This window comes from Luteolibacter sp. Populi, from assembly GCF_040801775.1.
Taxonomy (GTDB): domain Bacteria; phylum Verrucomicrobiota; class Verrucomicrobiia; order Verrucomicrobiales; family Akkermansiaceae; genus Haloferula.
On sequence record NZ_CP161812.1, the window covers coordinates 4,949,777 to 4,962,363 of the forward strand.

General features: G+C 65.6%; 7 protein-coding genes. 1 reads left to right on the forward strand and 6 read right to left on the reverse strand.

All coding sequences use genetic code 11. The features are described 5' to 3' along the window. Positions 1 to 85 precede the first annotated feature (85 nt). The 6 genes from ABWK72_RS20105 to ABWK72_RS20130 form a co-directional block, all read right to left on the reverse strand. On the reverse strand, positions 86 to 577 hold the full coding sequence (locus ABWK72_RS20105; RefSeq protein WP_367871367.1) for a hypothetical protein: 492 nt from the start codon (positions 575 to 577) through the stop codon (positions 86 to 88). Positions 578 to 591: 14 nt separating this feature from the next. After that, a complete protein-coding gene (locus ABWK72_RS20110) occupies positions 592 to 3,810 on the reverse strand; it encodes a S16 family serine protease (protein WP_367871368.1) in 3,219 nt (1,072 codons plus the stop codon). A 285-nt stretch (positions 3,811 to 4,095) separates the two neighbouring features. Further along, a complete protein-coding gene (locus ABWK72_RS20115; RefSeq protein WP_367871369.1) occupies positions 4,096 to 6,618 on the reverse strand; it encodes an ATP-binding cassette domain-containing protein in 2,523 nt (840 codons plus the stop codon). Positions 6,619 to 6,627: 9 nt separating this feature from the next. Next, positions 6,628 to 8,298: an STAS domain-containing protein gene (locus ABWK72_RS20120; protein WP_367871370.1), complete on the reverse strand. Its 1,671-nt coding sequence runs from the start codon at positions 8,296 to 8,298 to the stop codon at positions 6,628 to 6,630. 81 nt (positions 8,299 to 8,379) lie between these two features. Next, positions 8,380 to 10,155 (reverse strand): hypothetical protein, encoded by a 1,776-nt coding sequence (locus ABWK72_RS20125; protein ID WP_367871371.1) that lies wholly within the window; start codon positions 10,153 to 10,155, stop codon positions 8,380 to 8,382. 11 nt (positions 10,156 to 10,166) lie between these two features. Continuing rightward, on the reverse strand, positions 10,167 to 11,489 hold the full coding sequence (locus ABWK72_RS20130) for a hypothetical protein (protein ID WP_367871372.1): 1,323 nt from the start codon (positions 11,487 to 11,489) through the stop codon (positions 10,167 to 10,169). Positions 11,490 to 11,585: 96 nt separating this feature from the next. Between ABWK72_RS20130 and ABWK72_RS20135 the strand changes: the two genes are divergently transcribed. Further along, on the forward strand, positions 11,586 to 12,581 hold the full coding sequence (locus tag ABWK72_RS20135) for a hypothetical protein (RefSeq protein ID WP_367871373.1): 996 nt from the start codon (positions 11,586 to 11,588) through the stop codon (positions 12,579 to 12,581). Positions 12,582 to 12,587: the final 6 nt, after the last annotated feature.

Here is a 12,587-nt window from a genome sequence, read left to right on the forward strand (position 1 = left end):
ACGAACCCTCGCTCCAGTGCCGCCTCGGATGAGACCGCCGTCATAAGCCGGACCGCTCGGAGAGCGGTCCCTGCCTTTGGTTGGCTCAGATGCCCTGGAAGGAGCTGCCGACCACGGCTTCCTTGCCGCCGACGGTCACGACCTCGCCGGAGTCGAAGCTTTCGCCGGATTTCGGGACGTAGGCTTCGCTCTCGGCCTTGCCGGTTTCCTTGTTCACGAGCACGACATCGTTGCCCTTGCTCTTCTTGGACTTCACCGGCACGGCCACATACTTGGCCTTGCTGCGCTTGATCTTGTTGGAGGAGGCCGGCTTGCTGGCGTAGTAGGCGGCCCGTTGCTCCGCCTCGCGCTGCTGGGCCTGCGAGGCCTTGTAGCTTTCCGCGAAGGCGTAGCCTGCCAAGGCACCGCCGGCAGCACCGATCAAGGCCCCGCGGGTGCCCCCAATCTCGTTGCCGATCAGGCCCCCGATCCCCGCGCCAATCCCCGCGGCTGCGCCGCTGTTCATGTTCTCACAGCCGGTGATGGCGAGACAGGTGACAACGGCGACAAGGGACTTGGGTGCGAAGGATGAGCGCATGGTTGATCTATGGATTACTTTCCGTTAGGAGCTTCCTCAACATTTTTCTTGGGCGCTTGCTGTGCCGACTTCCCCGCCGCGATCACCACATCGCTGTAAAGCGATGTCTTCCAGAAGGCCACGAAGCCTGCCATTTTCTCGGTCACGCTGCCATTGGCCAGCTGGCTGCCGAGGTGCAGGTTCAGCAGGATCGACTCCGGCATCCTGCCGCACACCGCCTCCGCCCGCCGGGCCTTGGCGAGGGCGTTGATCCGGGCCGCTTCCAGGAAATTGCCGAATGCAACGGAGTAGGCGGTGTTGTCGGCGGACGCGGATTGGATCTCCGGGAAATTGTACCAGGTGAGCATCATCTTCGCGACCTCCAGATAGGCGTAGATCCCGCTGCCGAAGACATCGATGGAGGCACCCTCGACCCCCGTTCCGGCGACCGGCTCGTTCTCGGTCGGACCCGCGCGGCTGATGGTCATCCGGCGGTTCAGGGTCAGCTTCGCCGCGATCTCGGCCGAGTGATAGGAAGGTTCGATCGCCCATACGGAGTCGGGTAAATTGACGGAGGCCTCGCCGAATTGCTGCTTGCTGGCGATCTGCCAGCGGGCGGAAGCGACCGATTTCAGAAGTTCCAAGGACGACTCCGCGGCCAGCGCGTAGCTCTTGCCCTGCTGGTCGAAGAAAACCTTGTCCGTCGCGATCTCCGCCTTGCCGGTGGCAAAGGAGATCGACTGCCAGCTCTCCGCCGATTCGAGGCGGCCCTTCGCGTAACTGAGCATCCCCGAGGCTTGGTTGATGAGGCGCTGGACCCGCTTCTTGCCCTCGGCATCGGTGATCTTGTCCCGCACCAACTGGTCGGCCAGCCTCAGGTTCTGGTTGGCGGTCACCTGTTGGATTTCCACTTCCTGCAACATCGCCGCCAGGCTCAGGGCATCGATCCGGGAACTCAGGTCGGCGGTGGTGAGATAGCCCGTCACCTTCCGGCCCAGTGCAGTCCGGTCCATCGAGATTTCCTTGTCGATCTCGTCGAGCTTGGCGATGGCTCCCGCGAAGCCGCCGCCGTTCCCGCTGGCCTCGATCATGCGGATGTCGATCTCCACCTGGTTGATCGCGGCGAGGGCGTTCGCGGTCTGATAGAGCGAAAGCGCGAAGGCACCCTTGCGCTCCTTGAGTTCCGCTTCGTGGAGATACTCGTTGATCAGGTCGATCCGCTCCCGGAGCGACTTCTGGTTCTGGGGATCCAGGCGTTCCAAGTCGGGCATGGCCGAGCGGCCGGCGCGCACGACCCGGCTCGCGATCTGCTCGCGGGAGCCGCGCAGGCGGTTCAGCAGGGAGACATCGACGTCCGGCAGGCGCTTGGCGGCATCGTCCATCCCGACCATTCCCGGATGGATCTTGCCGGTGAAGAAGAGATAGGCCTCGGCAAGGGTGGAAATCTCCTCGGTCTCGATCCCGAGTTCGGTCCCGCGGGCTTTGACATCGACCAGCCCGCCTTTGTTAGGGTCCATGATCAGGCGGTTCCCGGCCGGGTATCCGAAGCGCTTGATGCCCTTCGCCGCGGCGCCTTCCAGCTTCTGGATGATCCCGCCCACCGGCCCGCAGGTTCCGTCCGGGTTGACGGTGCCGGTCATGGTGGTGTCCGGCTTCAGCGGCTCGCCCGTCATCAGTGCGGTCATCACCGTGGTGATCAGCATCCCGGCCGAGGGACCATCGATGCTGCCGGTCGAAATTACTTCGAACTCGTTGTCGATCACCGACTGCCCGAGGCTCTGGCTGGCCACGAAGGCGGCGACCCACACGGAGCCATCCCACATCTGGCCGGTGCCGCCGAGCATCTCGCGCTTCAGGCCGATCCGTGCCTGGCCGGAGCTATTGCCCTCGGCGCGGATCGTCAGCGGAGAGGTTCCGCCGGATACGCGGTTCGGCTCCTGTAGGAAATAGACCGCCTGGACCTCGACCTCGGCGCGCTTGGTCAGGCGGTAGTCGCGCAGGCCCTCGGGCACGGGTTTCCCTTCCACCGGCGGCGGCTCGGGAGGCTTGGGATCGGGCGTGGGCGGAGTTTCAGGCACCGGCGGGTCGTTCTTGGCGACTCCGGTTTCGGGCGGCATCGGATTGACCGGCGGCTGCTCCGGTTCCTTCTTTGGCTCCAGAGTCTTGTCTTCCGGTTCGGTCACCGCGATTTGAGGCGGAGCCGCAGGGGTATCCTTCGCCTCGCGGTCTTTCCGGTCCTTCCCGTCCTTCCAATACTTGAACGCGAACCCGCCGCCGGCGGCGACTCCCACCAGCAGGAGCGCGACGATGGCGAAACTACCGGATTTCTTCTTCTTGGCGTGCGGTGGAGGAGTTGACTGATAGAGCGGGGAAGGCGGAGGCGGTGGGCCCGCCGGAGTGCGGTTCTCCGTCACGGGATTCGCCACAGCCTGCACAGGCATCGGTGGCTGCTCCGGGATCGGGCTATCGACAGAAAACAACCGGGTGACGCCATCCCCGAAGTCGCCGAAAAGCGTCCACAGCAGGTCGCGGCAAGTGGCACTGCGCTGGGAACCGGTAAGGCAGGCGCGCAGGGAGGCGGTGAACTTCTCCGAAATGACCGGCTCGGTCAGGGGATTGCCCATGCCGCCGGTCACCAGGTTGAAGACGATCCGCGCCATGCTCTGCACCAGTGGCAGGGCGGGGTCGGACCAAGTCGCCATGATCCGCTCGGGCAGTCGGTCGCCGTCCAGGGCCAGCGGATTGAGGCGGATACTGAAATTCGGCCAGCGGTCCACGGTCATGGAGAAGAACTCCTCCTCGCGGCGCAGATCGCCGATCTCCGCGTAAACGTCCGAGAGCGTGAAGTCGAAGCCATGGGCACCGCTCGCGATCAGGTAATCCACGCCGTGGGAAAGCTGCACCGCGATCCAAGCGGCTTCGTAGGGACTGCAGGCCCCCTTGCCACGCACCACCCGCAGGAGCGGCAGGGCGTCGAAACGGCGTTCGGCAGTTAGAAAGGCGGTTCCGGCCTCGGAAACTTCCAGGATTGGAACCAGATTCGGATGGCCCAGGCCGGTGGCAAATTCCGCCCGCTGCCGCAGCCGTTCCATGACCGGGGCCTGATTGCGGAGCGATGGGGCGAGGGAACGGATCGTTACGGGCAGGCCGTCGGCGACCCGCGACGCGTCGAAGAGAGGCCCGGCCTTGCCTTCGCCTGCCGGGGCCTCGATCCGGTACCGTCCTCCGATTACTTCATCGCCGCGTCTGAACACCGCGCTTTCTTTATCTCGGGTTGGCGTCGGGGTGAAGCAAAACGGTGTGCGGGATGCGGAGGGAGGGTTTTGCCTTCCGCGGCGCAGCCGCCGTGGACTGCGTGCAGCCTGCTGCCGCTGTCCCGATGCAGCCTGCTGCGAGGGGCGCTGCACAGGCGAAGCACCGGGTGTGGCGAACCGCGGACGGAGCGGGATACGGAATTCTCCCGTGCTTCACGGCAGCGGGCTGCCTGCCTACAGCGGCAGCAGGCTGCGCGCAGTCCACGGTCGCTACGCGACTTCTCCTCACCCCCGCGAGCGGCGCAGGGAAAAGGCGGCGAAGGCCATGCTGGCGGCGGTCCAGGCTCCCAGCCAGGCGATTGCGGTCGCTGCGGGCGCGGCCATGCGCCAGGTGACGCCTTGGTCGCGGTCGTCCAGGAAGCTGATCCAGTCCTCCGTGCTAACCAGCACCTCGAGGTTATTGTAGGCCATGATGCGCGGCTTCACGCTTTCCAGCTGCTTGTCCCAGGTGCCGCTGGGCTTCTGGCCTTCCTGTCTTTCCCCGGCGTCTTCTTCCCAGCCTTCCGAGTCCTTGCCCCAGACCACGCTGGTTTCCATCAGGCGCTGGCCGGAGTAGCCGGGCACCGCGCTGGCCACCCAGCGGGCCACGGTTTTGCCGGTTTTGGCGCGGGAGCCGTCGCTTTCCGAAGGCTTCCACTGGTCGAGCGGGAAGACGAAGCCGGCGAAGAGGATCTGCGGGATCACCAGCAGCGGCACGGCGAAGGAGGCCTGGGCGGTCTTCTTCGACCAAGCGGAGACCGCCAGGCCCCAAGCCGTCGCGCACATCACCATCGCGACCACGCCGATGGCTTGCCAAAAGTAGCCGGCGACCTGCATGGCCGTTGTGGCGTGGGGCGGATAGATGCTAACTTGGGGATACCAAGGGACCGCCAGGATTGCCCAGAGGAAGGCGACCTGCAGCAGGGTGAGCAGCCCGAAGAACGCGAACTTGGCCGCGAGATAGGGCAGCAGGCCGAGGCCGATGCCGCGTTCGCGCTCGAGGATCGCCCGCTCGCGCACGATCTGGGGAGCGGCATTGCTACACCCGAACCAGAAGGCCACCACCACGCCGAAGAACAGCTTGTAGGGAATCGCCGCCTCATCGACGGAGACGAGGCTCAAGGCTACCCCGATCAGCAGCGGCTGGCCGATCAGGAGCGGGATGCTGCCGCCTTCCTGCTTGAGCAGCTCGAACTGGCGATGGAGCAGCAGGGCACCCTGCCGAAGCGGGCTCTTCGATGACGGCGGTGGTGGCGGGGCGAGTTGTTCGGGCCGCTTGCCCGTGCCTTTCACGGCCTTGGCCTGCCACTGCGCCGGAGATTGCTCGAGGAGCTGATAGATGCCGGAGAGATCTTCCGCGCCGAAATGGCTGCGCGCCGCCCCGCTGTCGCCCTGGAAGACGACCTTGCCGCCATGGACCACCGCGAAGCTGTGCATCCGCCAGACGTTGTCCAGGATATGGGTGGTGCAGACCACGCTGCAGCCGGAATTCGTCACATCGCGCAGCATCGACATCAGCTCCTTTTCCGATGCCGGATCGAGACCGGAAGTCGGCTCGTCGAGGAATAGGATCCGCGGTCGGCTCATCAGCTCGACTGCGACGCTTACGCGCTTGCGCTGGCCGCCGGAAAGTTGGCCGACGCGCTTGGCCAGCATCTCGTGGATGCGGGCGTTCATTTTCTCCAGTGCCGCCGTGTCCTTGGCCTCGAAGTCGCGGTCGCGGTATTGGAAGAAGATCCGCCCGACGATGCGCTCGATCAGCTTCTCGATCTCGTGCTCGGGGACGCTATCGGGCAGCCGCAACCGCGCGCCGAAGCGCAGCGCCTGGTGGACGGTTAGATCGAGGTGGACGATGTCATCCTGCGGCACGAAGCCGATCAGCGAGCGGCGCTCGGCAGGGGAGGCGGGGATCGGCCGCCCGTCTAACAGGATCTCGCCGCGCCCCGGCTTGACCAGATCGCTGACGGCGCGCAACAGCGTCGTCTTGCCGGAGCCGCTGGGGCCGAGGATGCCGACGAAGTGTCCGGCCGGTACGAGCAAGGTCGCGCCATCGAGGGTCCATTTCCCGCCGCCATCGTAGCTCACGCCGATGTCCTCCGCATCCAGCGCGGCACCGAGCGAGTTCGCGCAGGGCAGCAGGCCGCCCTCGCCATCGTAGCGGAAGCAGAGCGGGCCGATCTGGAGGTAATCGCCGAAGACCAGATCGCGGCGGCTGAAGAGCTGGCCGTTCAGCAGCACGCCGCGCTCCTCGAAGCCGCTCGCCTCCACCTGGAAGCCGTCGGGCGTCTCCGCGACCATCGCGCAGTAGGCGCGCCGGGCGTTGGGGGCGTTGCCGGCGGCGACCTGATAGTCGCAGGTGGAATCGCTGCCGATCGAGAGACCTTGGCGGAGTTCGATCCGCGCGACCTCCACGCCGCCGGCGAGAATGCGTGCCCGCTCGGGGACCTTCGCCACCGCGGCAGTCGTCGTCGGTTGCGAGGATTCCGCGCCCTGCCCGCTGAGCCGGAGCAGATACTGGCCCAGGCGGATCTCGGCACCGTCCGGCACGCGGATCTTGCCATCGACGGCCACGCCGCCGACTTCGAATCCCGGGGCTTCCGGTTCGAGGGTCACCTCCTCGCCTGACCAGAAAAGGGTGCCTGCCGCCGGTGCAGCGGGAAGGCACATCTCGAAGGTGTAGGAAGGACCGACGCGGATCTTCTTACCCGGCGGGAGCCGCACCCTGAGGCTGGCACCTTGGATGCAGCGAATTTCCGGCCAGTCGTCCATCGCGCGTGCTTACTTGCGGGGGTCCTTCACCAGCCAGATTTCGCCAGCCCGGGCGCGCTCGGGGGAATCGAAGATCACCGGCGGATCGCTCGGGACCGGCTGCATCGGGATCACGCGCACGTGTTCCTTCAAATCCTCCGCGCTCAACTTGTAGGATGAGCCCAGGTGCTGCGCCAGATAGTCCTTCAATTTGCCGGCGCGGTCCTGGATGATGCGGCGATTGACCGGGTCGGCGGTGTTGCCTTTGTCGGCAAAGCCCAGGACGAAGTAGAAGGTCTTCGGGTTCGCGGCCATTTCGCGGAACCGTGCGCTCTCGAATTCGCTATCGAGGCGACGCCGGGCGTCCACCGAGAGCTTGGTCTCGCCCTTGCCGAAGAACACCGGACCCACCTTCAGGATGTCGCCCTCGCCATGCTTCAGGATCATGTCCTTGTAGGTGAAGAGTAGGGCGATGTTCTCGGCTTCCAGCGCCTTGGTTTCGATCAGGGTGAAGCGGCTCTTGATCTCCTCACTGAAGGTGTTCACCACCTGTTGCTTCGTCTCCACTTCCTTCTTCTTCGCGATGAAGAGCAGCGCGGTGACGACCTTGTCGCCCACCTCGTTGGTGGCGGTGATGGTGATGGCGGCGCGGCCTTCGGGCGTCGGTTTCGTTGGCTTGCCGGAGAAGCGTCCGGTGAGCGGATCGAACTTCAGGCCGTATTCCTCATGGCCGGTCGCGCGGTAATGGAGCTTCGCGCCGCCGGTGGCGGGGATGCCGTCCGGGCCGTATTCCTCGCCTTCGGTTCCGGCGGCGAGGACGAAGCCTTCCTTGCCGTCCGCGGTCTTGTCGCTATCGCGATCTTCGGTGAGGAACTTCGCCTCCACGGCCTTCACGTCGGAACTGAAGTTGATCTTGGGTGACTTTACCCGCGGCTTCCCTTCGCCGGCGGTCACGTAGAAGAAGGTGTCATCGGGGGCGAAATCTTTCTCCGGCCGGAAGCTGTAGGTGACATCGCGGGTCTTGCCATCGCCACCACCATCGATCCGCATTTCGATCCAATCGTCATTGGTGATCGGCAGGATTTGGCCGGCGTTCTTCACCTTGAAACGAAGCACCTCTTCCGCCCCGGGCTTCAGGCTGATTTTCATATCGCTGGTCCACGGCTTCCCATCCTCTGTTAGGAACTCGACCTTTTTGTCGGCGAGCAGGCCGGAGGAGATGAGGAATGCGGCTGCGCCTCCCAGGACGAGCAGGCCGACTCCGGCGAGAAGCCACCAGTAGCGCTTCAGGAAGCCTGCCTTCGGTCGCGCCGGCTTGGGCGGGGGAGGGGGTGGCGGGGTGCTTTCGATCGGACGCGGCGGCGGGGCTTCGACCGAGTATTTGGTCGCGCTCGCGACATCGCGGAAGAACTCCACATCGGAAATCATGTTGTCGCGGAAGGCCTCCTCCACGTGGGCCGCGGCATGGGCGACGCGCAGCCGCAGGCCGCCTTCCTTGACCCAGCGCGAGAGCCGCAGCAGCTCGGCGAGTCCCATCGGGTCGAGCGCGTCGATCTCGCTGAAATCCAGCACCACCTTGCGCTCGCGGCCGATCAGCTGGCTTTCCACCTTCTCCTGCATCCGCACCACGCCCGCGGAATCGAGCACTCCCTTCAAGCGCGCGACTGCCACGCCGCCAACATCCTCTGTAGTGAACTCCATAAATCCTGAATCAAGGGTAACCCGACACTGTGAAGCTGTCATCCGCTGGCCGTGCCGTCGATGCGATTTCGTGTTCGGTCCTCAGGCCCCTTGGCGCAGCTCCTCTAGCAGGAGGCGGATCTCGTCGCGGATTTCCTGGTTCCGCCCGCCCTCGCCGAATACGGACGCCCGGGCCCGCCGCAGGAGGTCTTCCAAGAGCTTGAGCGGCTCGCGGTAGATCGCTTCCGGGGACTCGTCCAAGCGGTCGCCGGGGCCTTTGAAAAAGCCATTGCCGGTGCCGCCTAGCATCCGCAGCAGGAGCGCCAGAGCCTCCCATTGGAGGGCTCCGCCCGCTTCTTGGCGTAACCAGTCCGGGGCCGCGTCCGGCAGAGTGGCACCAGTTGTTAAACGGTCCCGCAGCATGAGGATTTCGTCCGCCACGACCGCGAGGCTGCGCTCCTCCGTGGTGAGGAAAAGCTGTAGGCCCAGGATTCCCAGCGCATAGAGGTCGCAGGCGGATCCGAGCTTCGGGTGCAGCAGTACCTCGACCTTCGGGTAGGCTGCGCCCTCGACGAGTTCCTCTTTTCCCTCCGCCGATGCGGAGCCTGCGAAAAGCCATTCCCGGGGCGAGCCGCCTGCGGTCATCTCGCCCGGCAGCACCCGCGTGCCTGCACCGGTTTCCAAGACGATCTCCAGCCGGTAGCCTTCCTGGCCATCGAGCAAATCGTCGGCCTGCAAGGTTGCTTCCACATTCGCCCTGCCGCCGACCACCTCGGCAACCTTTCTGATCCGCAGGGAGCCGGTCAGGCGGCGGCTGTCGACCGGCCCGGCAATCCGGAAGGGACCGGGTGTGGCCGTCACATCCGGCAGGAAGTGCTTGCCACCTTTTTCGCTGGTGACGACCACGGCACCGCCGCCGCGATTCAAGACGACGCGTGCCGACCACAGCGCGGGCAGGCCCAGGCCGCCCTCGCCGAGCCGGATTCCGAAATGCTCATCGCTCAGGTTCAGGAAGGGCGAGCCGCGGCGGGCGGTCGCTTTCGCCACCGCCTCCACTGCGCCGTAAAGGAGCGCCAGCCGCAGATAAGTGACCTCCGCATCGCCCGCTTCCTCGCCCATTGCGGGGAGCAGGAAGTGCCGCCAAGCGACGTCGCTGCCGCGTTCCTTCGCCAGCTCGCCGTGGACGCCTGGCAGGACTGCCAGCCATTCTTCCGGCACACCGGGATTCCACACGCCGCCGCGCAGGATGGCCGCGAACTCCCGCCAACCGATCACTCCCGCCGGACGGCAGAAGATTTTACCACCTTCCGGATTGAAGCTGCGGCGACCGGGTAGCGCTTCGGTGAAGGGGCGAACGATTTCGCCCGCAGGCGTGCTGGTGCCGGCCACCGACCAGAGATCATCCGCGCGATTCCAGAGGTAGCGGTGGAGCGAGCCGCTGTAGGCGGACAGGCCCTTGGCCTTGAGGATCTCGTCGTCGCGGCAGAGCTCCCACGTTTCGCCGGTCGGCTTCAGGGCGATATCGAGGATCAGCGGGGCCGCGGGTCTTTGCTCGATGCCGAGGCGGAGCGTGGCCATGCCATCGGCCCGCGCGATCTCCTCGCGCAATTCCAGCCAGCGCTTGTCGAGATCGGCATTCGTCCAGGTCTTCGCTAGCACCGGTTGGCTGGCCATGAAGCCTTCGATCCGCTGCACCCAGATTTCCAGCAGCTCGTGGATCGAGCCGGTCGCATCCAGCAGCGCGCCGAGATAGACGGAGGCCTCGGCATGCCGCCGGAGCAGCCAGAAGGGCTCGGTCCGGTCGCCAGCCGCCTGGGCACCGAACACGACCAGTGCCAGTTCCCCGGCATCCGGCCCGCCGAGCGCCACCGTTTTCACGTTTGCCGGAGTCATACCTTGGTCCGCCGCTGCCGCACTGCCCACCATGAGTAAGCAAAAAGCAGGAGCGAGGTCAGCCCGGCCAAGGAGGCGATCGCCAGCGCGGAGTCGCGTTTCCGCTCGACCACGATCGTCCCGCTCGTCGGCTTCAATCGGCCTTCCTGCTCCTCGATGGTGAAAACCCAGTTGCCCGAGGGCAGTTCGGCGGCGCGCAGGCCGCGGCCCTTGGCGTCGTCGTAGAGCGTCGCCGAATCGAGGGAAATGCGTGAGACGCCCTGCCAGTTCGGGATGTTCAGCGCATAGACCATCACCTCGGGGGCGTCGCGGTCCTCGAGCATGACGCGGAATTTGTAGTCTCCGGGCTGGTCAGGCAGCTTGGTGTCGCGCTCGACCTGCCAGGCGAGGTACGGTGCTTGATTGCGGAAAATCTTCGGGGTTTCCGAGGCCAGGCCGCCGAGCAGGGTGATCGCGCCCTCGATCTTCGGAGCCTCCGGGCCTTGAGCCACCACTTTCTGCGACTCCGCCACCGGGTCGAAGCCGGCGGCGACCATGCAGATGTAGGGCTTGGTCTTGCGGCCCACCATTCCGGGCGGCTGGTGGGCCAGCACCACGATGCCGTGGTCGTCCTTCAGGAAGCGGTCCGGGCCCCAGTTGTCTAACAGGGATACGTCCTTCTCGTTAGGCTCCGGATCGTCCTGACCGTCCGAGATCACGAAGAGATAGTAGCCGGCCTTGCTGCCCTTGCGGCTGCGGACCTGGGCCATGGCGAGGCGCAGGTTGGTGTGCCCGTCGCGGAATTCCTGGGTCCGGGTCAGGTCGCTGATGCGGTGCAGGTCGCCCATCCGGTAGCTGAAGCGGCTCTTGGGATCGAGGGTCCGCGAGCGGTCGCCGAAGTAGGTGATATTGATCTGGTCGAATTCCCCGGCCAGCGGCTCGACCTGGCCCTCGCCGGTCAGCAGGCGGCGGAAATAGTCGACGCCCAGATAGTTGAAGGTCTTGTCGGCATTCTCCACCCGCAGGTAGCCCAGCATCTTGGGATCGCTGCCTTCGTAGGGTTCCCAGTGCTTGTGGATGTCCTGCCGCGGCGAGGTCGGGCGGTGGAGCTGGCCGTGGATCAGGTCCGTTACCACGTCGATCGCCTCGTTGGCGGTGGCGGAATCCATCGAGCCGGAGATGTCGACGAGGATCTCGATGTCCTTGCGCAGCACGCCGCCATCAAGAGCCGGTGCGGGAGGAGGCGTTGCATCCTGCGCTCGGGCGATGCCGGTGAGTAGCAGCGCCGCCAGAAGGCAGCGCCGCCATGGAGTCCGCGGATGTCCCGGGTCCGGCTTCACGAGATAGGAAAACGAAGAATTTGGCCGATCTTGAACTTACGGAATTGCCAGCCCCGAACATGGGATACCATCATGCAGTCGTCTAGAAAAAGAACCATGGCCTTAGAAAACCATGCTCAAGGGCCCTCTAGCAGCGCCGGGCGGCTGCGCTCGTTGCAGTCGAGCAGCGCGCATTTGCCCGCGGCGCGGCGGCGCGAGTACGTGCGCCAGGAACTCCGCAAGCTGGTGGAAGAGCTTCCCGCGCACGAGCGTGCGGGGCATCTGGAAGAGATGCTGAAGCTCTTCCCGGCCGATGGTCCTTCTCCCGTGGCAAGTGCGCCGCCGCCGCCTTCTCCGCCTGCACCCGGGATGCCGCCGCCCCTGCCCGCGACTGCTACGACGGATCTCGTCGAACAGCTTTCCCAAGCTCTCGCCGCTCTCGATCCGGCGGCAGCGGCCACCCTTGCCGCGCGGTTGCGGGTTGCGATCGAAGCGCACGCTCCTGCTGCCAGCGGGTCTGCGGGACCGGATTTGCGGGCGATCCTGCGCTGCGAGACCGAGCATTTGCCGCACCTGCAACTCGCCATTACGGTGCTGAAATCCGGCAAGCTGGACATCCGCTCCGCCGAAGCGCTCGAGTTGCTCAACGTGGTCAAGACCGCCGCGCTCCTGATCGATACCTTCGGAGGTGTGGAGTCGGTGTTTTGGAAGATCTGGGGCTCCGCCGCGCCGAAATCGCAATTTAAAGCACCTTTTGAAGCCGGCTTCTTCGCGGAGACCGCGCGCTTGCTGGAAGGCCGGTCCGGCGGCTCCTTTGCCAACTACAGCCGTTCGGTCACGCAGAGCGGCCAGGTGCTGGTCGCGATGCTCGGAGCCCTGCCTGCCGCGCTCGACCGCGTGGCTGCGGCCTGGCTGGACCAGTTCGCGCCGGAGCGGATCGCCGCGGATGTCCGGCGCACCGAGCGCGGCCCGCTCGGCGGCCAGCCGGAGCAACGCTTCTGGCGCGAATACGAATACCGCTGTGCCGATTTCACCGCGGCCCGCCTGTCCGAAAGTTTCTTCCGCCACCTCGTGGAAGGCACCGGCTCGATGCTCGGCACCGGCTCGCACTGACCTTGG

What these genes read in the sequence shown, in the direction of transcription:
- ABWK72_RS20135 (WP_367871373.1), top strand. Translation starts at nt 11,586, where the DNA reads ATGGCCTTAGAAAACCATGCTCAAGGGCCCTCTAGCAGCGCCGGGCGG.
- ABWK72_RS20115 (WP_367871369.1), bottom strand. Translation starts at nt 6,618, where the DNA reads ATGGACGACTGGCCGGAAATTCGCTGCATCCAAGGTGCCAGCCTCAGG.
- ABWK72_RS20105 (WP_367871367.1), bottom strand. Translation starts at nt 577, where the DNA reads ATGCGCTCATCCTTCGCACCCAAGTCCCTTGTCGCCGTTGTCACCTGT.
- ABWK72_RS20120 (WP_367871370.1), bottom strand. Translation starts at nt 8,298, where the DNA reads ATGGAGTTCACTACAGAGGATGTTGGCGGCGTGGCAGTCGCGCGCTTG.